This window comes from Streptomyces asoensis (genome assembly GCF_016860545.1).
GTDB lineage: Bacteria > Actinomycetota > Actinomycetes > Streptomycetales > Streptomycetaceae > Streptomyces > Streptomyces asoensis.
Window position 1 is genome coordinate 2,196,027 of the sequence record NZ_BNEB01000005.1, and the last position, 22,355, is coordinate 2,218,381.

15 protein-coding genes are annotated in these 22,355 nt (G+C 71.2%); 4 read left to right on the top strand and 11 right to left on the bottom strand.

Annotated elements, in window-relative coordinates:
* Window positions 1-114: 114 nt before the first annotated feature.
* The 4 genes from Saso_RS32395 to Saso_RS38545 form a co-directional block, all read right to left on the bottom strand.
* A complete protein-coding gene (locus Saso_RS32395) occupies window positions 115-2,538 on the bottom strand; it encodes an ATP-binding cassette domain-containing protein (RefSeq protein ID WP_189927717.1) in 2,424 nt (807 codons plus the stop codon).
* A gap of 116 nt (window positions 2,539-2,654) precedes the next feature.
* The gene (locus Saso_RS32400; protein WP_189927718.1) at window positions 2,655-3,413 is read right to left on the bottom strand and encodes an NUDIX hydrolase; all 759 of its coding nucleotides are present in this window, start codon (window positions 3,411-3,413) and stop codon (window positions 2,655-2,657) included.
* 128 nt (window positions 3,414-3,541) lie between these two features.
* Entirely contained in the window at window positions 3,542-5,494 is a 1,953-nt protein-coding gene (locus Saso_RS32405) for a glycogen debranching N-terminal domain-containing protein (protein ID WP_229901556.1), read from the bottom strand.
* 599 nt (window positions 5,495-6,093) lie between these two features.
* The gene (locus tag Saso_RS38545) at window positions 6,094-8,124 is read right to left on the bottom strand and encodes a DUF4192 domain-containing protein (protein ID WP_229901557.1); all 2,031 of its coding nucleotides are present in this window, start codon (window positions 8,122-8,124) and stop codon (window positions 6,094-6,096) included.
* A gap of 161 nt (window positions 8,125-8,285) precedes the next feature.
* On the opposite strand from Saso_RS38545, the gene Saso_RS32415 reads away from it, so the two are divergent.
* Together Saso_RS32415 and Saso_RS32420 are read left to right on the top strand one after the other, a co-directional pair.
* On the top strand, window positions 8,286-10,451 hold the full coding sequence (locus tag Saso_RS32415; protein ID WP_189927719.1) for a RecQ family ATP-dependent DNA helicase: 2,166 nt from the start codon (window positions 8,286-8,288) through the stop codon (window positions 10,449-10,451).
* 266 nt (window positions 10,452-10,717) lie between these two features.
* Window positions 10,718-11,338 (top strand): hypothetical protein, encoded by a 621-nt coding sequence (locus tag Saso_RS32420; protein WP_189927720.1) that lies wholly within the window; start codon window positions 10,718-10,720, stop codon window positions 11,336-11,338.
* 523 nt (window positions 11,339-11,861) lie between these two features.
* Here the strand turns inward: Saso_RS32420 and Saso_RS32425 are convergent.
* The 3 genes from Saso_RS32425 to Saso_RS32435 all read right to left on the bottom strand — a co-directional run bounded on the left by Saso_RS32425 (window position 11,862) and on the right by Saso_RS32435 (window position 14,009).
* Window positions 11,862-12,500 (bottom strand): hypothetical protein, encoded by a 639-nt coding sequence (locus Saso_RS32425; protein WP_189927721.1) that lies wholly within the window; start codon window positions 12,498-12,500, stop codon window positions 11,862-11,864.
* A 68-nt stretch (window positions 12,501-12,568) separates the two neighbouring features.
* Window positions 12,569-13,270 carry a ribonuclease HII gene (locus Saso_RS32430; protein WP_189927722.1) on the bottom strand — a complete coding sequence of 234 codons (702 nt, stop codon included), beginning with the start codon at window positions 13,268-13,270 and terminating at the stop codon, window positions 12,569-12,571.
* A 115-nt stretch (window positions 13,271-13,385) separates the two neighbouring features.
* Window positions 13,386-14,009, bottom strand: coding sequence for a TetR/AcrR family transcriptional regulator (locus tag Saso_RS32435; protein ID WP_189927723.1), 624 nt, complete (start codon window positions 14,007-14,009; stop codon window positions 13,386-13,388).
* A gap of 187 nt (window positions 14,010-14,196) precedes the next feature.
* Here Saso_RS32435 and Saso_RS32440 point away from each other — a divergent pair, with 187 nt between their 5' ends.
* Complete coding sequence (locus tag Saso_RS32440) at window positions 14,197-15,744, top strand: MFS transporter (protein ID WP_189927724.1); 1,548 nt, start codon at window positions 14,197-14,199, stop codon at window positions 15,742-15,744.
* A gap of 283 nt (window positions 15,745-16,027) precedes the next feature.
* Here Saso_RS32440 and Saso_RS32445 read toward each other — a convergent pair whose 3' ends face one another.
* From Saso_RS32445 to Saso_RS32455, 3 genes are all read right to left on the bottom strand, one after another.
* Window positions 16,028-16,933: an ADP-ribosylglycohydrolase family protein gene (locus tag Saso_RS32445; protein ID WP_189927725.1), complete on the bottom strand. Its 906-nt coding sequence runs from the start codon at window positions 16,931-16,933 to the stop codon at window positions 16,028-16,030.
* A 12-nt stretch (window positions 16,934-16,945) separates the two neighbouring features.
* The gene (locus Saso_RS32450; RefSeq protein ID WP_189927726.1) at window positions 16,946-17,605 is read right to left on the bottom strand and encodes a histidine phosphatase family protein; all 660 of its coding nucleotides are present in this window, start codon (window positions 17,603-17,605) and stop codon (window positions 16,946-16,948) included.
* A 194-nt stretch (window positions 17,606-17,799) separates the two neighbouring features.
* Window positions 17,800-18,405 carry a YdbC family protein gene (locus Saso_RS32455; RefSeq protein WP_189927727.1) on the bottom strand — a complete coding sequence of 202 codons (606 nt, stop codon included), beginning with the start codon at window positions 18,403-18,405 and terminating at the stop codon, window positions 17,800-17,802.
* A gap of 157 nt (window positions 18,406-18,562) precedes the next feature.
* Between Saso_RS32455 and Saso_RS32460 the strand changes: the two genes are divergently transcribed.
* A complete protein-coding gene (locus Saso_RS32460; protein WP_189927728.1) occupies window positions 18,563-19,096 on the top strand; it encodes a TerD family protein in 534 nt (177 codons plus the stop codon).
* 213 nt (window positions 19,097-19,309) lie between these two features.
* Here Saso_RS32460 and Saso_RS32465 read toward each other — a convergent pair whose 3' ends face one another.
* Window positions 19,310-22,210 carry a vitamin B12-dependent ribonucleotide reductase gene (locus tag Saso_RS32465; protein ID WP_189927729.1) on the bottom strand — a complete coding sequence of 967 codons (2,901 nt, stop codon included), beginning with the start codon at window positions 22,208-22,210 and terminating at the stop codon, window positions 19,310-19,312.
* Between the last annotated feature and the right edge of the window lie 145 nt (window positions 22,211-22,355).

Below are 22,355 nucleotides of genomic sequence, written 5' to 3' on the forward strand. Positions count from 1 at the left end.
AAGCACACGAAAGGGTGATCGCTCACACCGTCGCAATTGACGCCTTATCGGAAAGAAACGGGCTTTCTCCGGGGAGTTGCGCACACCCGCGGATCGGATCGGCCCGCACGAAGCTCATCGGACCCTGCTGCGCACGGTTGTGATCAGGTATGCGCACATCAGGGCGGCCAGGGACAACGCCATTGCCCCGCCCACCGGTTGGACGATCACCCGTGCCGCGGCGGCCACGTAGCGATCTCCTCCGAAGGGCCACTGCACCAGGAGCAGCTCGCGCAACCGGACCGAGATTCCGGCCGCCGTCCGCACGGACGAGCCTTCCGCGACCTTCTGTACGACGGGAAGGACGACGACGGGCATGGCGACCACCGCCGCCAGTCCGGCCGTGGTGGACCGGAAGACACCGGCAGCCAGCACTCCGGTCCAGGCGCAGCCGACCACCAGGCCGAACCAGCTCGCGCCCAGGGCGAGCCAGTCCGCGGGAACTCGGGCGACCTCCTGCCCGTATACGAGATAGAGCGCTTCGGCGTCGCACCCCACCGTGAGGAACGCCAGCGCCAGTGCGGTGAGAGCGGCGACGAGCAGCTTGGCCGTCAGTACGCCCAGCCTGCGGGGCACGGTACCGCGGTCCGCGGCCAGGGCGGGGTGGCGGAATTCGTCCCCGAAGGCCAGGGCCCCGAGCAGCCCGGCCCCGAGCGCCGCCGGGGGCAACGGCAGCTCGGCGGGCCAGGCCGCCAGCAGCCGCGCCCGTGGGGTGTGGCCCACGCGGGCCAGGAGTACGGCGGTCAGGGCGGAGACGGCCAGGACGGCGGCGGCGGTGAGGAATCCGGTGCTGATGCCGGTGGCACGACGCAGTTCGTAGCGCAGCGGCCGCAGGGGGCTGGGAGCGGAGCGGACGGAGATCGGCGGGGGCAGGCCGGGCAGCGTGTCGAACGGACGGGCGGCGGAACGACGTCCGGAGCGCCGGGCGGGAGGCATGAGGGGCGCAAGCGGGCTGCCGGAGGCAGCGGGGCGGGCGTCCGGTGCGGCTTGATCCGTACGGTCGCTGTCATCAGTGCGGTCGGCATGGGCGGTGCGGCCGGTGTGGTCGGCGCGGTGGGCGACGTCGGCCGCCTCCGGCGGGCGGGGCCCGTCGGTAGACGGATCCGTGCGGACTGTCAGAGCCGCGGCGGCACTGCCTTCCGGGGCGCTCGGCTCCGCACTGCGCGTACTCCGCGAGCCGGGGTCCGTCATGGATCTCGCGGCGCTTCGGGTACTGGGGTCCGCCATCGCGCTCTGAGTGCGCCGAACGCCTGCGGCAGAACCGGCAGAGGGCGATGAGGCGACATCGGACCGGAGGTCGCCTTCGGACGCCCTCACAGTGGCGTACGGCGACTCCTCGGCCGACCGATACGGCGCGGAGGGCGTCGGCCGCACGTCGCCGCCGGGCTTGAGCATCCCGACCGCGACGCCGATCCCCCGGGCCGAATTCACGGCATCCGCTGCATTCGCCACACAGGTGTCACCCGGAACATCGGTGCGTTCCGGGCCCGTCCGGACAGCGACGTTCGCGCTCGGCTCCAGGCTCGGGGCACCCTCTCCGGCTTGGCCGGCTGCGTCGGCCTGTTCCGAGACGCCCCGCATCGCGTCGGAGCGCGTCCGCCGCGGAGCCGCCACACCTGCTCCAGGCCCCATGTCCCCTGTCTCGTCGGCGAGTTGGTGGACCAGGACGTTGTGCTTGAACGCCGTTTCGCCGACGTGGGCGCAACTGCTGCCGTACACCGAAAGCCGGTTGCCGTCCTCCTGGACGACCTCGACGGAGCGTTGCGCGGCCCTGGCCTCCCTGGTGAGCAGCGTGGCCAGCCGGGCGGCGTGCGGGCTGCGCACGGCCACCCGGGGGCGCAGCCGGGTCCGGCCGAAGTCGGCGACCTCCTGGTCCGCGACGAGGGCGCCCCGGTCCAGGGTGACGACCCGGTCGGCGGTTCGAGCGGCCTCCTTCGGGTCGGCCGTCGTGGTCAGGACGGTGCCGCCCTGGTCCGCGTGGGCGCGCAGCATGCCGTACAGCCAGCGGCTCTCGCGTCCCGAGAGCCCCGCGGCCGGATCGTCGAGGACGAGGGTGTGCGGGTCCGCGAGAAGGGCGCAGGCCAGGCCCAGCCGCCGGTCCATACCGCGGGACAGGGTGCCGAGGCGTTCGTCACGCAGGCTGACCAGGCCGACCACTTCGAGCACCTCGTCGGCCCGCCGGGCGGGAACACCGGCGGCCGCGCACAGCATGCGCAGATGGCCACGGACTGTGCGGGCAGGATGCCCGGGCACATCACCGAGGAGGACGCCGACCTCACGCGACGGGTGGGCGATACGGTGCAGCGGCCGGCCTCTGAAGTACGCGAGACCGCGACCCTGTTCGAGTTCGAGCAGGAGTCTCAGCACCGTGGTCTTGCCTGCGCCCGACGCCCCGAGCAGCACGGTGACGCGACCCGCGCGCGCCTCGAAGGAGACATCGTCGACGGCGGGCGGGAGCGCCTTGCGGGAGTTGCTGGTCAGTCCGAAGGCCTGGATCACCCGTAGCAAGCTAGCGGGCTATATCCCTTTTGCCCGCATACCGCACGGTGACATCGTCCATCCGGACGTACGCAGCGGACCGGGCGCCGCATGAATCGGCAGGCCGGCGGGCGGTGTCACACCTCGGGTCGCAGCATCGGCGGGTTCAGCAAGGTCGCGCCGCCCGCCCGGAACAGCTGGGCGGGGCGGCCGCCCTGCCGTGTGGTGGTCCCGCCCGTGGGCACCAGGAAGCCCGGCGTGCCCGTGACCTTCCGATGGAAGTTGCGCGGGTCCAGCGCCACGCCCCACACCGCCTCGTAGACCCGGCGGAGCTCGCCCACCGTGAACTCGGTGGGGCAGAAGGCGGTCGCGAGGGACGAGTACTCGATCTTCGAGCGGGCCCGCTCCACACCGTCCGCGAGGATCTGGGCATGGTCGAACGCCAGCGGCGCGACCGGCTCTCCGTCGCGGCCGTATCCGCCGTGCTCGAGCAGCTCGTCGACCGGCGCCCAGCGGGCGTTGCTGGCGTCGCCGCCCGCGCGAGGAGCCGGAAGGTCCGGGGCGAGCGCCAGGTGGGCGACGCTCACGACGCGCATCCGGGGATCACGCTTGGGGTCCCCGTACGTGCCGAGCTGTTCGAGGTGGGCGCCGTTGTCATGGGCCGGGGCCGACGGATCGTGGGCCCGCAGTCCGGTCTCCTCCGCCAGCTCGCGCGCTGCCGCCTGGGTGAGGTCCTCGTCCTCCCGCACGAAGCCGCCCGGGAGCGCCCACCGCCCCTGGAACGGCGCCTCGCCCCTGCGCACCGCCAGCGCACACAGGGCGTGACGGCGCACGGTCAGCACGACCAGGTCCACGGTGACGGCGAAGGGCGGAAAGGCTGACGGGTCGTAGGGCATGCGGCGATCATAGTCGTCTCCCTGACGATAAACACTCCCTTCGTCGGCCGCTTCGATGGCTGATCCACTCCGGTACGGACAGTCGGCGCCGCCCGTCCGTCGAGCACTGCCCAGTACGTCGCGCGAGGTCACGATCCCAGCCGCAGGCCGCCGGCGGCCTCCTCCACCATCGCGAGGCCGAGCCGACCGACCCGTACGGAGAAAGGAGCGCCCCCGACCCGCAGTCCCGTCAGGGCGACCTCTCCCAAGGGCGCGCCACGCAGGGGGCGCAGCACGACGGTGCCGGCCGGAGCGTCCGGCCGGACTCCGGCCAGGGTGGTCAGCAGCAGGACCCCGGCGCCGGCCGCGGTGGCTGCGGGACGGCAGGCGGCCGGATGAGGCAACGGAGCCTGTCCTTCGACGCGCTGCTCCCCCGCGTACATTTCCGGAAGGCGGTGCCCGAAGGCCTCGGCTGCTGCAAGGACGCCTCGCAGCAGCGCCGTCGCTTCCTTCTCGTAGCCCGCGACGCCCAGCCCGGCGACGGCGACGGCTGTCTCGTGGATCCGGACGGCACCGCTGCGGTGACCGAAGGGGTTGTAGCCGGCCTCCTGCGTACCGAGGCCGCGCAGACCCCATCCTGAGTCCATGGCGGGGCTGCCGAGCAGCCGGGCGAGCTGTTCGGTCTGCACCCTGTCGAGCAATCCGGGGGCGTGAGATCCACCGCCCAGCAGCCCGGTGTCGAGTAGATGGACGGCCGTCGCGCACAGGTGGGGAAGCGGCCGCCCCTCCGCGGTTCTTGCGGCCGCGGGCCGGCCACCGCCCGGATCGTCGATCCAGAAGTCCCGGCGAAAGGTCGCACGCAGTTTGCGTGCCCACTCCCGCAGAGCGTCGCCTCCCGGTCTGGCGCAGGCGTCGAGCAGGTCGGCGCCCAGCAGGGCCGCCCGGTGGGCATGGGCCTGTGTCTCGCAGCGCGCGGGACCGCCGGGCTGCGGGTCGTTCAGATACGGTCCTTCGCCGACCGTGGTGCGCAACCAGGTCAGGCAGCGCTCGGCCGCAGGCAGCAGTTCGTCCGTCTCCTGATCGGTCAGGCCCCATCTGCGCGCCTCGGCGAGCAGGACCGGGAAGAGCAGGGTGGCCTCGGTCGCCGTGCAGCCGGGCGGGAGGTGCGCGCCCGCGTCCCGCCGGGGGCCGGGGATCATGCCGCACCGTGGTCCCGGGGCGGTGATCTGGGTCCGGGCCAGCATGCGCAGCGTCCCCGCCGCCACGCGGGTACCGAGCGGCAGTGTCATACGGGCCGCGGCGAGCGCCTCCGCCGGGGCCAGGCCGCAGCGCCAGGGCACGCCCGCCGCGACACAGGTGTCCGTGGGGTGCTCGGGATCGCGGAGAAGCAATGCGTCCAGGTCCTCGATGCTCGTCGCCAGGAGCGTCCGGACGCGTGGATCGTCGCCCGTGGCGCGGGCCCTGGCGAGGGGACCGGTGCCCGTCGTTCGGGCCCTGGCCAGGGGATTGGTGACCGCCCGGACCGCCGGTGGGACCGGTCCCGCACCTTCCAGGCGTGCGCTCAACTCCATGCTCACGGTGCCGCCCGGAGACACCTCGACATTCCAGCGCAGCAGGCCCGCGGAGGCGACCACGTCGGCCGGGGGCGGGTCGGCGGTGACGTACGAGGCGCCGGTGGGGCAGGACCACCGCAGACCTGAGCCGTGGACGGTGGCCGCCAGTTCGGGACCCGCGGCTCCGGAGGCGATCGTTCCCAGGTCGGCCAGGTCGGCTCCGAGTGCCACCTCCACCGGGAGGCGCAGTGTTCGAGCGGCGACGCTGCGCAGGATGATCCGCTCCGTGCCGTCGGCGGACCGTGTCCGCTCGACGACGACGTCCGGGTCCGGCCCGCCGTGCGGAGTGACACGGAGCGTGCCGACGAAACGGGCCTGATCCGCCGACGTCATCCGGGCCTGGACCGCCAGCGGTTCACGTCCCGCCACCCGCAGTCCGCAACGGGACAGGATGCGTCGGCCCGATCGGTAGAACCCCTCAAGCCCCTTGCCCGTCAGCTGTCCCAGTTCCGTCGAGATGGCGAGGCCCGGCAGGGCGACGCAGATCATCGCCGTGTGGGCCGGGGGCAGACCGGTGGAGGCGGGTTGGCTCCCCGCCCCGGGCGGAGGACCCGCACCTCTGGAAGAGGACGGCGCCGGGCGCCGTGGTGTGCCGACCGACATGAAGAACGGCGAGGAGGGCAGCGTGGCCGTGCCGTGGGCGCTTGGGCCTGGCGCGGGGCGGGGGCGTGGATCAGGGGCTTCTGAGGACTTGCCGGGCGCGGCGCCCCGCCTCGGGAGAGAGGTGTCGTCGCCGGAGCGCTCGTCGGCTGCGGAGGGCTGAGTCGGCTGATGCATGCGGTGACTTCCTCTGCTCTCTGTGCGCCTCGGCCATGGTCGAGGCCTGGTGGAAGGGCCGGCAGGTCGGGTCGCCGCGGCGGGCCGACCCGAGCAGGCGTTCCGCCACTCAGGTGAACGGGGCGACACTGCGCCAGGTCACGCCACCGGGTCGCGGGCAGCCCCGAATGGAGCCCGGATACTTCGGTCCCGGCCCTTTCGGGACCGCCGACCCGTTCCTGGCCGCACCGGCACGACCTGCCACCGGCCCTCACCGACGGGGGCAGGGTGTCGGCCCGGTCGTCTTCCTCGGCCACCCGTGGTCGAGGGGGTCACCCCTCCTTCGCGGCCGGGCCGGCGTCATCCTTCTTCGCGATGTCGTCGACCTCGGACCCCGGGCCATCACGACGGTCACCGAGGCGGCGAGTGGACGCTTTCCCCGAAGGACGCGTACGGGACGCTCCCCGGCCGGGCGAGGCAGGGCGCACGGGTTGTGGCCTCGGTGAGCGAGCGCGGAGGTCGTGCGCGCCACGCGCACGACGTTCCGGTTCGCGGTCCTCCGCCGTCCCTTCGACCGTCGGCACGCGGTGCGCCCCGGGTCCGGCTCGACGGACCCGGCGCCGCCTACGGCCCGTGGGAGCCTGCGTCGGCACCGGTCCCCGGGCGCACGACGTGCTGCGCGAGACGGAGCCGACGGGATCCTCCGCGTCACCGGTATCGCGCGGGCAGTCGGACGCTCCGTCGGGCCGGCTGTCGCCCGCGTCGGTCACTTCTGGGCGGCAGGGGCCGACGAGCCCCTCACCGGTGCTGGTCCCATGGGGCTGTGCGGGAATCCGGGTTCCGCCCGACGTCCGTGGACCCTCGATGCCTTCGGCCTTCCTTCGGCTCTCGGCCGCCTGCGCAGTCCCGGAGCGGTCCGCCGCCGTGCGCCGTTCGTGGCGCTCGCGCTCGATGCGCAGGCAGCGTCGTACCGACTCGGGGTCGAGGCCTTCGTTGCAGGCCTGGTGCAGGAGGCGGGCGAAGAGGTAGTCGGGGTCCGCCCCCAGAGCCATCGCGAGGGCCTCCCGGGCCTCGAGTTCATCACCGCTGGACCAGGCGACCCAGCCCGCGAGGGTGAGGGGCGCCGCCGCGTGCTCGCCGTAGGGTCCGACGCAGCGCCGTGCCAGCGCCCGCCAGAGACGGAGCGCCGGGGCCGCCTCGTCGCCCTCCATCCACTGAGCCGCCCGGTCACGTGTCACACGGTCCTGGAGACCGAGGAGCAGAGCCGCGGCTTCGTCGAATCCGAGCAGTTCGTCGTCGCGGTGGTCGGCCAGGAGGGCACCCGACACGGCAGGCGCCTCACCGAGGCGGCGCATGACCCGCCGGGCCAGTTCGAGCGTCTCCTCGGCGACCACCGGCCGACCGGCCTCGTCGAGAATCCTCGGGACGAGCACCATCCCGGCCGTGTCCAGGGCGACCTCCTGCTCGAGTGCCGCGCCGGTCTCCAGGGGCAGCAGCCGGGCCCGCAACTCGCGCAGGGTGCCCCGCACCTGGATGCCCGCGTAGGTCGCGGCGGCCGCCAGCACCGAGGTGCCGGGCAGCCCCATCGTCATGCCCTCGACCGGGCAGCAGCCCTTGCCGCCGCAGCAGTAGGACCAGAACCGCCCGTCGGAGATGCAGAGCGCCTCGATCACGGGGATGTCGAGACGTCCGCACGCGATCCGCAGGAACCGGGCCAGCGGCTCCAGCCGTTCCCTGACCTGACGGCCGGTCTCGCCCTTCGCCGGCTCCTGGCAGAGGTAAGCGACCATGGTCGCCGGGCGGGTGCCCCGCCGTTCGCTGCCCTTGACGAGTCCCTGGGCCAGCTGCTGGGCGGCGGCTTCCCAGTCGCCCGGGTTCGGCGGAATGCCGAGCCTGGCACGGCCGCCGAACCGCCCCCGGCCCTCCCGGTCGTGCAGGGCGACCAGGACGATGCTGTCCTCGGGCCGGTATCCGAGCAGGTAGGGCAGGGCGTCGGCCAGCTCTGCCGGACTGCGCAGGGTGACCTGGTGGTCGGCGGGCCTCGCACCGTGCTCGGTGTTCCCGCCGTACGTCGTGTGGCTCACGTAGACCGCGTGCTCGCCCTCACCCGGCGGCCCCTCGCTCGGCACGCTTCCTCCCTGGCCCGCGTGGCCGTCCCGCTCGTGCCGCCGGTCCCGCCCAGCCTGACCGCCCCGCCCAGTCTGACCACCCAGCCCCGTCTCCGTCAGTCCTTCCGGCCCCTCCTGTCCTTCCGGCCCCGTCTGTCCGTCCCGCCCTGGGCACCCGCCCCGTTCCGCCTGTCCATCTCGCCCGACGATGTCGCTGTTTTCGGAGGAACCAGTCGTTTCGCTGTGATTCGTCATGCGCAGACGATCTCGCGGATCATGAAGTTCCGCTTGGCCTGTGGATAAGTCCGATCAGGGGCATGCCAGACGACCGCGGACGACGGCCACCGCACCCTTTTCGAGCCTTCCTCCCACCCGGTCCTGACCGGATTGTCAGCGCCGTCCTGTTGTATGGAGGCATGGAGCACACGAGCAACACGGATCTTCGAGCGGACGCCGACGCCGTCCTCGCCCGTCTGGTCGGCGACGCCACGGGCAAGGCGCGACTGCGCGAAGACCAGTGGCGGGCGATCGAGGCACTGGTCGCGGACCGGCGCAGAGCCCTGGTCGTGCAGCGGACGGGATGGGGCAAGTCCGCCGTCTACTTCGTGGCGACCTCGCTGCTCCGTGCCCGTGGCGCCGGCCCCACGGTGATCGTCTCCCCGCTGCTCGCCCTGATGCGCAACCAGGTCGAGGCGGCGGCCCGGGCCGGCATCCACGCACGGACCATCAACTCCTCGAACACGGAGGAGTGGGACACCGTCCAGGCCGAGATCGCCGCGGGCGAGGTGGACGTCCTGCTGGTCAGCCCGGAACGGCTCAACAACCCGGACTTCCGCGACGAGGTACTGCCCGCCCTGGCCGCCGCGACCGGACTCCTCGTGGTCGACGAGGCCCACTGCATCTCCGACTGGGGCCACGACTTCCGCCCGGACTACCGCCGACTGCGCACGATGCTCAACGACCTGCCCCAGGGTGTCCCGGTCCTCGCGACGACCGCGACCGCCAACGCACGTGTGACGGCGGACGTCGCCGAGCAGCTCGGCACCGGCGGCACCTCGGACGCCCTGGTGCTGCGCGGCCCGCTGGACCGGGAGAGTCTCAGCCTGAACGTGCTGCGGCTGCCGGACGCCGCCCACCGGATGGCGTGGCTCGCCGATCACCTGGACGACCTTCCCGGCTCCGGAATCGTCTACACGCTCACCGTCGCCGCGGCGGAAGAGGTCACGGCCTTCCTCCGGCAACGCGGTCACATCGTCGCTTCGTACACCGGGCGCACGGAGAACGCCGACCGGCAGCAGGCCGAGGAGGACCTGCTGGCCAACAAGGTCAAGGCACTGGTCGCCACCTCCGCGCTCGGCATGGGCTTCGACAAGCCCGACCTCGGTTTCGTCGTGCACCTCGGATCGCCCTCCTCCCCCATCGCCTACTACCAGCAGGTCGGCCGCGCCGGGCGCGGAGTCGAGCACGCGGAGGTCCTTCTGCTGCCGGGGAAGGAGGACGAGGCGATCTGGGAGTACTTCGCCTCGCTCGCCTTCCCGGCGGAGGATCTGGTGCGCCGTACGCTCGACGTCCTCGGACGCGCGGAACGCCCCGTGTCGCTGCCCGCCCTGGAGCCCTTGGTGGAGCTGCGCCGCTCCCGCCTGGAGACGATGCTCAAGGTCCTCGACGTGGACGGTGCGGTCAAACGCGTCAAGGGCGGCTGGCTGGCGACCGGGCAACCGTGGAGGTACGAGACCGAGCGGTACGAGTGGGTCGCCCGGCAGCGAAAGACCGAGCAGGAGGCGATGCGGCAGTACGCGTCGACGACGGACTGCCGGATGGAGTTCCTCCAGCGGCAGTTGGACGACGAAGGCGCCAAACCCTGCGGACGCTGCGACAACTGCGCGGGCGCGCGCTACGCCGCCGAGACGTCCTCGGCCGCCCTGGACGCCGCGCGGGTGGACCTTGGCCGAGCGGGTGTCGAGGTGGAGCCCCGCCGGATGTGGCCGACCGGCCTCCCGGCGATCGGCGTGGAGCTCAAGGGGCGCATTCCGTCCGGTGAACAGGCCTCGCCGGGGCGCGCCTTGGGACGCCTTTCGGACATCGGTTGGGGCAACCGGCTCCGCCCCATGTTCACCGCGCAGGCCTCCGACGAGCCGGTTCCGGACGATGTGGCCCGGGCCGTGGTGGGCGTGCTGGCCGACTGGGCGAAGGGCCCCGGTGGTTGGGCCTCCGGGGCGGCCGACGCCTCGCCCCGTCCCGTCGGCGTGGTCACCGTCGCCTCCCGCACGCGGCCCCGGTTGATCGACTCGCTGGGGGCGCGCATCGCGGAGGTCGGCCGGCTTCCGCTTCTGGGGTCGGTGCGGTACACCGCGGACGCGGCACCGATCTCCCGGAGCAACAGCGCCCAACGCCTCAAGGCGCTCCACGGCATGCTGGAGGTGCCGCCCGCTCTGGCCGCCGCGCTGACCGAGGCCCAGGGTCCCGTTCTGCTCGTGGACGACTACACGGAGACCGGCTGGACGCTCGCGGTCGCGGCCCGGATGCTGCGCCGTGCGGGCGCGCAGGGGGTGTTGCCTCTGGTGCTGGCGGTGCAAGGCTGATCACAGGGGGCGACGACGGCAGTGATCGCGGGACGTGGACTGTGGACCCACGTGTCCTTCCTTGAATCACTGGGTAAGGATATAAGTCACTCATCGTCACATAACGGTCGGTGGCCCCAATTGCTCGTTGCCGCATCCAAGTTCGGCAGGAAGAATTGAGGTCCGCTCCCCGCACGGCTTGCCCGTAGTCCGGTAGGGCTCTGCTGCGGCGTGCGCTCCCCCATCCGACCCGCCCGCAGTGTGCGGCCGTAGCCGAAGGGAGGATCGTGACTTTCGGATTCGCTCCGTCCTCGGCGGCATCGTTGTCGACGTCCACGTCCGCCACCTCCGCCACCCGCTTGCTCGAGCCTGCCGAATGGGCCGCGGCCGGCATCCCTCTGCTGCGCAATCCGCGGGAGGTCGTCAGCGGGCTGCACTCACGGCACCGGCCACGGCCGGCCACGGCGATCGTGGCGGTGCTGGACCCGGACGAACGGGTGCGCGCGAGCGCCTCGTTCACCCGGCGGCAGGCCTCGTCCGACGGCTGGATGTTCCGCAACGCCCTGCTCGCCCAACTGCGTCGGGTCATCCCGCACGACCTCCGGCTGCGTACCCCCGTACGCACCGCCGTGCTGCTCTACTGCCGCGACGGCGACGCACGCTGGACGGAGGAGGACGGCGCCTGGATGTGGGGCCTGCGCGACGCCTGCACCTTGCACGGGTTGCGCTGCGGGGCGTACATCACGCTGACCAAGGACGGTTGGCAGGTCCTCGGCGAGGGGCGTGGAGGCCGACGGCCCAACGCGGACTCGGCTCCGGAACCGTTCGCCCTGTCGGAGGCACCGCCGCCACTGCCCCGGACCGGTGGCGCCGCCTCCGAGGTTCTGCGCCGCGCGGCCGCCCGCTGACGCGCGGCCTGGCCATCGGCCGGCCGAGGCGCCCATGGGCAGATGCGCGTACATGCCCATGGGCACGGCGGACTCCGGTGGCATGAGCCTCCCGGTCCCGGCCTGCACCGCCGCACTGCCTGCACCGCCACAGCGCGTAGCAGGCGGCCTGCGGAACGGGTGCATTTCCGCTGCTCATCGGCATTGCAAATCGCCGTCTCTCCCGTTGCCTGCCGCCGGCCTTCGCGTGCGCGCGGCACCCAGGCGGCCTGAGCCCTCAAGACAGACAGGCAGGCGCTGGCGGCACCCGCAGCCGCGCACGCGGAACTCCGCGGCGTCCGGAGCGACCTGCCGTTCGCCTGCGCGGAGGCGTTCATCCACGCAGTGAGCGGTGGCGTCACGGCATAGCGCAGAGGCGCCGCAAGAGCGACGCCTCCGTGACCCCGGCCACCTGTCGGCCTGCCGGAGCCCCCAAGCCCGCGGCCGCCTTCGGCTCACCGGAGCAGGCGTGCCCCGTGGCCGTCGACGGCTCGGCGGAGCCGGTTCAGACGCCCGCGCTCAAGGCCGCGTTGATCTGCTGCGGGTCGCCACAGACGATCAGCAGGGCGGCGGCCCGGGCGCGAGCCAGTTGCAGGGCGGTGGCGGCCACGGTGGTGGAGCCGCCATTGACGGCGACCACTACGACGGGACGCGCGCCAGCCCGCTCCACCGCCGCGGCACCGGTGTAGAAGACGTCGTCGCCCGCGTCGTGCTGCGCCCAGTAGGGCGCCTCACCGAAGGACAGCTCGTGGGCGGCCCAGGGATGCAGCTCACCGGTGGTGATCACCAGCACGTCACCCGGAGCGCGGCCCGAGTCCAGGAGGAGGTCGACGGCCTCCTCCGCGGCGTCCGACGCACCCTCGGCCGAGGCCGGGATCAGCTGGATCTGGGGGGTCACCGGAGCGGAAACGGCGACGGCGGGACCGGCCGGGGCCGGGGGCCCTGGCTTGACGGCCACGTCACGCGGCGTGCGTTGCGCCGGCGGCGTGGGGCGAAGGGGGCCGGGACGACCGGGACGCGACGGAGCCGCGGGACGGGGTCCGGGTACAGGTCGAGGGGTCTGCGCTGCGCGGCCGCTGGCCGGAGTGGCGCGGGGACCCTGGGCACTCTCGTGAATCTGAGGCTCCTCGGGAATGAGAGGCATGAGCTGTTGTCTACCAAACGTCGGTGCGGCGAGCGCCAGCGGGTGGCACATCGGTGCGGCCGGAATCGTCAGAAGTCGAAGCCGAGTTGGCCTTCGACCGCCGGAGCGCTCCCGTTCGCCCAGGTGCGGGCCTTCTTGAGGTGCCGCCACTGGGGCAGCGCATCAAGATACGCCCACGACAACCGGTGGAACGGAGTGGGTCCCCGCTCCTCCAGTGCGGCCTTGTGCACGGGCGACGGATACCCGGCGTTGTCCGCAAAAGCGAAGTCTGCATGGTCGATACCCAGTTCGGCCATCATTTTGTCGCGCTGCACCTTGGCGATCACCGAGGCCGCCGCGACGGCGACGCAGGACTGGTCGCCCTTGATCACCGTACGGACCTTCCACGGGGACCCGAGATAGTCGTGCTTCCCGTCGAGGATCACCGCGTCCGGGCGGACGGGGAGGGCTTCCAGGGCCCGCCCGGCGGCGAGCCTCAGTGCGGCAGTCATCCCCAGGTCGTCGATCTCCTCGGGAGAGGCGTGACCCAGGGCGTGGGACGTCACCCAGGTGAGCAGTTCCTCGGCGAGTGCGTTGCGGCGCTTGACGGTGAGCAGCTTGGAGTCGGTGAGTCCTGCGGGCGGCCGGCGCAGTCCGGTGACGGCCGCGCACACGGTGACGGGGCCGGCCCAGGCACCGCGGCCCACCTCGTCGACACCGGCAATGATCTTCGCCCCGGTCGTGGCGCGAAGGGAGCGCTCGACGGTATGGGTAGGTGGTTCGTACGGCATGGCGCCCTTAGATTACGCCGCCGGGATCCCCTTGCGACACCCCGGTCGGCACCGACCCTTCACCGGTCTGCCGCGGAGGCGCCCGGAGCGCCCCCAGGGCATGGCCGAGCCGCGATCAGGATGCGACGGGCCTCAGCAGGGGCAGCATCAGCCGGTCGATCATCTCGTCAAGATCATCGTCATTCCATTCGCAACCGCACATCTTCGATCGGTACATCATCATGGCCGGAATGACATCGAGGACGTAAGCATTTCCCGCATCGGGACGCACCTCACCTCGTTCGATACCCCGCTCGACGACCTCACGAAGGAGCCTGACGGTCGGCTCCACCACCCCCTCGATGATCAGAGCATGGAAGCGCTCCCCTTCCACTGGATCGCATTCGTGAATGATCGATCTCAGCGCGAAACCAGGTCGGGAGAACATCGCGTCCCGCGCGCCACGACAGAGCGCGACCAGATCCTCCCGCACGCTCCCCAGATCGGGAACGGCGTCCAGCCGGGGCAGCCCGGCCCGCAGGGCGTCCGCCACGAGGGCCTCCTTGGACGGCCAGCGGCGGTAGACGGCGGCCTTGCCGGTCTGGGCGCCGGCCGCCACCCCCTCCATCGTGAGGCCGTTCCAGCCGACGGTGCCCAGTTGCTCCAGCGTGGCATCGAGAATCGCACGTTCGAGCACGGCGCCGCGCCGGCGGGGAGAGGGCGCCCGAGAGGGGGCGGCCGTCCAGCGCGAAGTAACCATCCGAGTGTCTCCAGCGAGCAGTGGGAGCGGGGATCCAAGGGGTGGTGCGAGCCCTGCGGGACCGCGACGGGGGACACGCCGAGGGGCGACGTCGCAAGTGAACGCTTGCGTTCACTACAGGGGACTCACTACCGTTGACGGGCCAGTGAACGCCAGCGTTCACTAACGCTCTTGTGGGGGACTCATCGTGACAACCTCTCAGCTGACTCAGGACCAGAAACCAGGGAGCGCCCGCCGGGAGGGGCACCCTGGCATCGCACTCACCGTGATCGCGGCCTGCCAACTCATGGTGGTACTCGACGCGACGATTGTGAACATCGCGCTCCCGCACATTCAAGACGCGCTCAGCTTCAGTACCACCGATCTCACCTGGGTGGTCAGCGCCTACACCCTCACCTTCGGCGGCCTGCTGCTGCTCGGCGCCCGCGCGGGTGACATCCTCGGCCGGCGCCGCGTGTTCATGGCCGGCATCCTTCTCTTCACCGCCGCCTCGTTCCTCGGCGGCCTGGCCCAGGAACCGTGGCAGCTGCTCGCCGCACGCGCCCTGCAAGGCGTGGGAGGCGCCATCGCGTCGCCCACCTCGCTGGCGTTGATCACCACCACCTTCCCCGAGGGCCCGGAGCGCAACCGGGCCTTCGGGGTCTTCGCGGCGGTCTCCGCGGGCGGTGGCGCCATCGGCCTGCTGGCGGGCGGCATGCTCACCGAGTGGCTCGACTGGCGCTGGGTGCTGTTCGTCAACGTGCCCATCGGGCTCCTCATCGCCTTCCTCACGCCGCTCTACATCAGTGAGTCCGAACGTCATCCCGGGCGCTTCGACATAGCCGGCGCGCTGACCTCGACGCTCGGCATGGCCTCCCTGGTCTATGCCTTCATCCGCGCGGCGGAGGACGGGTGGCGGGACAGCCTGACCCTCGGCGCCTTCGCCGTGGCGGCGGTCCTGCTGATCGCCTTCGTGTTCACGGAACGGCGGGCCAAGGAGCCCATCACCCCGCTGAAGATGTTCGCAGACCGCAATCGCTCCGGTACGTACGTGATCATGCTGAGCCTCGCCGCGGCGATGTTCGGCATGTTCTTCTACATCGTCCTCTTCGTGCAGAACGTGCTGGGCTACAGCCCCATCAAGGCGGGCCTGGCCTTCCTGCCCGTCACGGTCGCCATCGCGGCGGGCGCGGGTCTGTCGCAGCGCTTCCTGCCCGGCGTCGGCCCGAAGCCGTTCATGGTCGCCGGTTCGGCTCTGGTGGCGCTCGGCCTCACCTGGCAGGCCTTCATCAGCCCGGACAGCTCCTACCTCGGCGGGGTGCTCGGTCCGATGGTCGTCTTCGGCTTCGGTATGGGGCTGAACTTCGTGACGGTGACGGTCACCGCCGTGTCGGGTGTCGCCCCGCACGAGGCGGGCGCCGCTTCCGGCCTGCTCAACGCCACGCAGCAGGTCGGCGGTTCGCTCGGGCTCTCCATCCTGACGACCGTCTTCGGGTCCGCCAGCAAGGACGAGGCGGAGAAGCAACTGCCGAAGTTCCTCGCCGGCGGCTCTGCGGAACAGAAGGCAGAGTTCACCAAGACGCACCAGCTGCCCGCGCCGTGGGGACACGAGGTGCTCGCCCACGGCATCTCGACCGCCTTCGTACCGGCCGCCGCGATGGCTGTACTTGCACTGGTCACGGCCTGGTTCGTCATCCGCGTTCAGAAGAGCGACCTCGAAGCGCTGTCCGGAACGGCGAGCCCCACCATGGGCTGACGAGGCGGCGCCGTCGACGGGCCCGGGAGCATCGCCGTACGCCGTACGGAAGGCGCACGCCTTGCTTCCGGGTCGGCCGGGCCGGCTCGGCAGAACACCCGGCGTGATCGCCGGCAGGACGAACGGCACCTCCACCCACCCCCTGCGTTTCCCTCCACCAGCCGCTCGGCCGACCACGGACGGCGTACAGCGGATACCGGAAGAACGCGCGCCGGTCACTCTGAGTTCCCGCCGGGTACTCAGAGTTTCCAGCAAACAGGGAAAAGGGGTGCCGGTGGCCACGTCACACGGACGAGGACACCCATCCGGGCAGTGCCTCCACCTGCCGCGCCCACGCCTCCGGCGGCGTTCCCGCCTTGCCGGCCGCCAGGATCCCGCCGACGATCGCGCAGGTCGTGTCCACATCTCCGCCGACCTGCGCCGTCGTCCAGAAGGCGGTCTCGAAGTCGCCGAGGGCGCGAGCGGCCGACCAGACGGCGAAGGGGACGGTGTCATGGGCCGAGGTGCGCCTGCCGCAGCCCAGCACCGCGGCGACGGTGGCCGCGTCGGCGTAGTCGAGCATGTCCCGGGCGCGGCGCAGTCCGGCGCCGACGGCGCTCTTGGGCACAAGGGCGATGACGCCGTCCAGCAGCGCCTCCGGGCCGGGCGGACCGCCGGGTGCGCCGGCCAGCGCGGCGGCCGCGGCGACGGCCATGGCCCCCACCACGGCCTCACGGTGCTGATGCGTGGGGTAGGCCGAGATCTCGGCCTGATGGGTGGCCTGCTCCGGGTCGTCCGCGTACCAGGCCCCCAGGGGCGCGACCCGCATCGCGGCGCCGTTGCCCCAGGATCCCTGTCCGTTGAACAGGGCGGCCGACAGCTCGCGCCAGTCGGCGCCCTCCCTGACCAGCCTCAGCAAGCGGTTGACCGCGGGGCCGTACCCGCGGTCGAAGTCGTGGTGGAGGGCGAAGGAGTGGGCCAGCGCGTCCTGGTCGACACGGTCGTGGGCGGCCAGGACGGCCACCACGGAGCAGGCCATCTCCGTGTCGTCGGTCCACTGCCACGGCCCGGGCGGCAGCTCGCGGCGCTGGAGCAGCGGGTAGTTCACCGGAACGAAGAACTGGGAGCCCAGCGCGTCACCCACGGCGAGGCCGCGCAGGCTGGCCGTCGCGCGTTCCAGACGCCGGGCGGGAGAAGAGTCAGCGGTCATCGCCCTGCCACTCTATCCGGTGATGTCGTACGGTTCCGGGTCCCGCCAGCGGTTGAAGGGCCGGTCGAGCGTGTAGCGGTCGTCGTCACCGAGAACGAGCATGCGCATCTCCGCGTTCCCCGGATTGGCGAGGGACTCGAATTCCGCGACCGTCCAGTGGAACCAGCGCATGCAGAACAGCCGCATCGCGAGCCCGTGGGTCACCAGGAGCACGTTGGGCGGATGGTCGGGGGCCTCGAAACTGCGGAAGAGGCTCTCCAGGAAGCCGCCGACCCGGTCGTAGACGTCGGCGCCGCTCTCCCCCTGTGCGAAGCGGTAGAAGAAGTGCCCGTAGGCGTCCCGGTAGGTCTTCTGGAGGCGTACGTCCTCGCTGTCCTGCCAGTTTCCCCAGTCCTGCTCCCGCAGCCGGGGCTCCTCGCGGACCCGTATGCGTTCGGGGTCCAGCTGGAAGGCGCGGAGCGTCTCGTGCGTACGCCGATAGGGGGAGACGTACACGCTGACCCGCTCGCGGCCGAACACCTCCCGCAGGTGCTTCCCCGTCTCCTCGGCCTGCTGCCGGCCCCGACCGGTGAGGGCCAGTGCGTGGTCGGGTTCACGCTCGTAGACGGTGTCATCAACATTGCCCGTTGATTCCCCGTGCCGGACAAGGACGATGCGCCGTGGTCGTGCCATGCCAAAACCCTAGATCGGGTGACGCCCGATCGAGCACCCGGAGGGGCTCCATACGGCGTAGGTCACACAAATCCCGCAACAGAAGTCACATATCAGTGCCCGGTCGCCCGGCACGGCGGCCGGCCGGCCCTGTCGTCCGCCTCCCTTTCCCCCTCACTTCTCGGACCCGAGCGCTACCCGGACCCGTTCGCTCCTCAGACCGTCCAGGTCGACTCGAGCTCGACGATGTCGCCGGTGAGCGAGGCTATGTCGGCCTCGATCTGGGCGCGCAGCGCGAGCCGCTCGACGCGTTCGGTGCGGTACTTCCCGTGCTCCGCCTCGGAACGCCACATCGAGAGCACCATGAACTCGGGTCCGGGCGCCTCGGCGAAGAACCCCCGGATCATGCCGGGCGAGCCCGCCATCGCGGGGTTCCAGACCTTCTCCTGCATGAGGGTGAAGTGTTCGGCGCGCTCCTCGTGGACCCGGCACAGCGCCACCCTCAGCAGGTCCGAATCCGTGAAGCGGGGCTCGAACCCCGTCTTCACGTCGAAGCGGTAGTCGAACAGACGTACCTGGACGTCCTTGAACGTGCCCGACTGCCCCGACGCCAGTCGATCATGGGAGCGCGCCATGAACGAGTCGTAGAAGGCACGGCTCTCCCAGAACGTGAAGACATGCGCGACGGAGGGCCGCCCCCTGCTCCAGCCCCCGCCCTGCCCCCGGAACCCCGGCTCCCCCAGAAGCCCCGCCCACTTTCGCTGCCCCCGTTCGAAACCGCGGCGGTCCACCACGGTGCAGCGAATCCACTTGACCAGCACCGCGCCATGGTAAGGCCAGTCGGCGTGGCGTTGGTCACCTTCGTTCGGGGAGCAGCACTGCGAGGCCGCACGCGCGCGTGGCAGGATGGACAACCGGCCCTGGGAACGCACCAGTTCGGGGCCGTGACAGACGGGGATTACGGGGAGGGGAATTCCGGTGAGCGGCCTCAACAAGGGAATCCGCAAGGTCGAGATGGCTCTGAAGTGGGACCCGAGTCCGACGGGACAGCCGCCCACCGACCTGGACATCGTGGCCGCCACGTACCTGGCGAGCGATCCGCACGGAGCTCCGGCCTACGTGGTGCACTTCGACAGCCGCTCCCCCGACGGGACGATCTACCTCAACCGGGACAGCAAGGACGGCAAGGGGTTCGGCTGGGACGAGGTGATGACGCTGGAACTCGACCGCCTCGACGCGCGTTACGCGCGCGTGGTCGTGGGTGTCGTCATCCAGCAGAGCCAGCAGCACCGGAGCTTCGTCGGTGTGCTCAACCCCGCCTTCCGGATACGGGAGGGCTACACCGTGCTGGACGAGGACGACTTCGCGGACGTCCTCGGCGCGACCGCGGCGACGGTCGGCGAGTTCCTGCGTGAGTCGTCCGACGGATGGTCGTTCCACTCCGGGGTCCAGGGGTTCGAGGACGACCCGGCCACGTTCACCAGCACCATGGGGCAGCTGCGCCGCTCCTAGGCCGTGTCCGGCGGCTCCCGGCCGCCCCGCGACACCTCTGCGGGCGACGACGGGCAGGGCCGGGCTCGGCCTGGCCCCGCAGGGCACGACCGTCGGCCGTCCGTACGGAACGGACGCCGAAAACACCGAGGGCGGTGGAGCCGGAATCCGGCTCCACCGCCCTCTGCGGCTCGGCGCGACCTCATGGTCGCGACCGGGCCCGCACGGCCTTGATCAGCTGCAACCGCTCGTCGAGCCGCAGCCCTCGCAGATGTAGCAGGAACCGGCCCGCTGCATCTTCGTACCGCAGGAGAAGCACAGCGGGGCGTCCGCCTGGATACCGAGCTGCATCTCCACCAGTTCGGCGCTGGTGTGGACCTGCTTCGGCGCGGGCGCGGCCGCCTCGACCTCGGCCTTCGGGGTGGCGACGGCCTTCAGGTCGGTCTGGCGCGGCGCCGACTGGGCGAGGCCCTCGACGTCCACGTCCTCCTCCTCGAAGGCCGGCTCGTACGAACCGGTCTCCAGGTGACGCTGACGCTCCTCGGCGGAGTGGATGCCGAGCGCGGAGCGCGTCTCGAAGGGCAGGAAGTCCAGCGCCAGGCGACGGAAGATGTAGTCGACGATCGACTGCGCCATCCGCACGTCCGGGTCGTCGGTCATGCCGGCCGGCTCGAAGCGCATGTTGGTGAACTTCGAGACGTACGTCTCCAGGGGCACGCCGTACTGGAGACCGACGGAGACCGCGATGGAGAAGGCGTCCATCATGCCGGCGAGCGTCGAGCCCTGCTTGGACATCTTCAGGAAGACCTCGCCGAGACCGTCGTCCGGGTAGGAGTTGGCGGTCATGTAGCCCTCGGCGCCCCCGACCGTGAAGGAGGTGGTGATGCCGGGACGGCCCTTGGGCAGGCGCTTGCGGACCGGGCGGTACTCGATGACCTTCTCGACCGCGGCGCGGATCGTCTCCTCGGCCTTCTCGGTGACCTCGGTCTTCTCCTTCTCCTTGGTCTTCGCGGAGAGGGGCTGGCCGACCTTGCAGTTGTCGCGGTAGATCGCGAGCGCCTTGACGCCGAGCTTCCAGGCCTCGAAGTAGATCTCCTCGACCTCCTCGACGGTCGCCGTCTCCGGCATGTTGACCGTCTTGGAGATGGCGCCGGAGATCCAGGGCTGGATCGCGGCCATCATGCGGACGTGGCCCATCGGGGAGATGGCACGCTCGCCCATGGCGCAGTCGAACACCTCGTAGTGCTCCTGCTTGAGGCCGGGAGCGTCGATCACGTTGCCGTTGTCGGCGATGTGGGCGACGATCGCCTCGATCTGCTCCTCCTGGTAGCCCAGGCGGCGCAGGGCCTGCGGGACGGTGCCGTTGACGATCTGCATCGAGCCGCCGCCGACCAGCTTCTTGAACTTGACCAGGGCGAGGTCGGGCTCGACGCCGGTGGTGTCGCAGGACATCGCCAGACCGATGGTGCCGGTCGGGGCGAGCACGGACGCCTGCGAGTTACGGAAACCGTTCTTCTCGCCGAGGCGCAGCACGTCCTGCCAGGCCTCCGTGGCGGCGGCCCAGACGGGGCTGTCCAGGTCGTCCATGCGCACGGCCACGCCGTTGGCGTCGGAGTGCTGCTTCATGACCCGGTTGTGGGCGTCGGCGTTGCGGGCGTAGCCGTCGTACGGACCCACGACCGCGGCCAGCTCGGAGGAGCGGCGGTAGGCGGTGCCCGTCATGAGGGAGGTGATGGCACCGGCCAGGGAGCGGCCGCCGTCGGAGTCGTAGGCGTGACCCGTGGCCATCAGCAGGGCGCCGAGGTTGGCGTAGCCGATGCCCAGCTGGCGGAACGCGCGCGTGTTCTCGCCGATCTTCTGCGTCGGGAAGTCCGCGAAGCAGATGGAGATGTCCATCGCGGTGATGACGAGCTCGACGACCTTCTGGAAACGGTCGGCCTCGAAGGACTGGTTGCCCTTGCCGTCGTCCTTGAGGAACTTCATCAGGTTCAGTGAGGCGAGGTTGCAGGACGTGTTGTCCAGGTGCATGTACTCGCTGCACGGGTTCGACGCGGTGATCCGGCCGGACTCCGGGCAGGTGTGCCAGTTGTTGATCACACCGTCGTACTGGATGCCCGGGTCGGCGCAGGCCCAGGCTGCCTCGGCGAGCTTGCGGAACAGCGCCTTGGCGTCGACCTTCTCGATGATCTCGCCGGTCATCCGGGCGCGCAGGCCGAACTCGGTGCCGTTCTCCACGGCCGTCATGAACTCGTCGTTCACGCGGACGCTGTTGTTGGCGTTCTGGTACTGGACGGACGTGATGTCGTCGCCGCCCAGGTCCATGTCGAAGCCCGCGTCGCGCAGGGCGCGGATCTTCTCCTCTTCCTTCACCTTGGTGGCGATGAAGTCCTCGACGTCCGGGTGGTCGACGTCGAGGACGACCATCTTGGCCGCGCGACGGGTGGCGCCACCGGACTTGATGGTGCCGGCGGAGGCGTCGGCACCGCGCATGAAGGAGACCGGGCCGGAGGCGTTGCCGCCCGAGGAGAGGAGCTCCTTGGAGGAGCGGATGCGGGAGAGGTTCAGGCCGGCTCCGGAGCCGCCCTTGAAGATCATGCCCTCTTCCTTGTACCAGTCGAGGATCGACTCCATGGAGTCGTCGACGGCCAGGATGAAGCAGGCGGAGACCTGCTGCGGCTGCGGGGTTCCGACGTTGAACCAGACGGGGCTGTTGAAGCTGAAGATCTGGTGCAGGAGGGCGTACGCCAGCTCGTGCTCGAAGATCTCTGCGTCGGCGGGCGAGGCGAAGTACTTGTGGTCCTCACCGGCCTTCCGGTACGTCTTCACGATGCGGTCGATCAGCTGGCGGAGGCCGGTCTCGCGCTGCGGGGTGCCGACCGCCCCGCGGAAGTACTTGCTGGTGACGATGTTGACCGCGTTCACCGACCAGAAGTCGGGGAACTCGACGCCACGCTGCTCGAAATTGACCGAGCCGTCGCGCCAGTTGGTCATGACGACGTCACGACGCTCCCAGGCCACCTCGTCGTAGGGGTGCACTCCGGGGGTCGTGTGGATGCGCTCGATGCGCAGGCCCTTGGTGGGCTTGGCACCCTTGGCACGGGTACCTCGTGCCGGACCGCTCGCCGTCTCTGTCATGCCGCCTCCCTCTGCGGGCGAAAACGCCCTAAAATGCCACGCTGTTCCCGTGGCACGCTGTTCTGTCTTGTGCTGTGGGCACCACGCGCTACGCCCACAGCAGGTCCTGGTCCGCCGCCGCCCGGCCGTCCCCGGGCCCACGGCA

Excerpts from the sequence above, each read along its gene's own strand:
- Saso_RS32400 (WP_189927718.1), bottom strand. The coding sequence starts at position 3,413 with ATGCCCTACGACCCGTCAGCCTTTCCGCCCTTCGCCGTCACCGTGGAC.
- Saso_RS32445 (WP_189927725.1), bottom strand. The coding sequence starts at position 16,933 with ATGACCGCTGACTCTTCTCCCGCCCGGCGTCTGGAACGCGCGACGGCC.
- Saso_RS32435 (WP_189927723.1), bottom strand. The coding sequence starts at position 14,009 with ATGGTTACTTCGCGCTGGACGGCCGCCCCCTCTCGGGCGCCCTCTCCC.
- Saso_RS38545 (WP_229901557.1), bottom strand. The coding sequence starts at position 8,124 with ATGACGAATCACAGCGAAACGACTGGTTCCTCCGAAAACAGCGACATC.
- Saso_RS32405 (WP_229901556.1), bottom strand. The coding sequence starts at position 5,494 with ATGATCTGCGTCGCCCTGCCGGGCCTCGCCATCTCGACGGAACTGGGA.
- Saso_RS32415 (WP_189927719.1), top strand. The coding sequence starts at position 8,286 with ATGGAGCACACGAGCAACACGGATCTTCGAGCGGACGCCGACGCCGTC.
- Saso_RS32430 (WP_189927722.1), bottom strand. The coding sequence starts at position 13,270 with ATGCCGTACGAACCACCTACCCATACCGTCGAGCGCTCCCTTCGCGCC.
- Saso_RS32465 (WP_189927729.1), bottom strand. The coding sequence starts at position 22,210 with ATGACAGAGACGGCGAGCGGTCCGGCACGAGGTACCCGTGCCAAGGGT.
- Saso_RS32450 (WP_189927726.1), bottom strand. The coding sequence starts at position 17,605 with ATGGCACGACCACGGCGCATCGTCCTTGTCCGGCACGGGGAATCAACG.
- Saso_RS32425 (WP_189927721.1), bottom strand. The coding sequence starts at position 12,500 with ATGCCTCTCATTCCCGAGGAGCCTCAGATTCACGAGAGTGCCCAGGGT.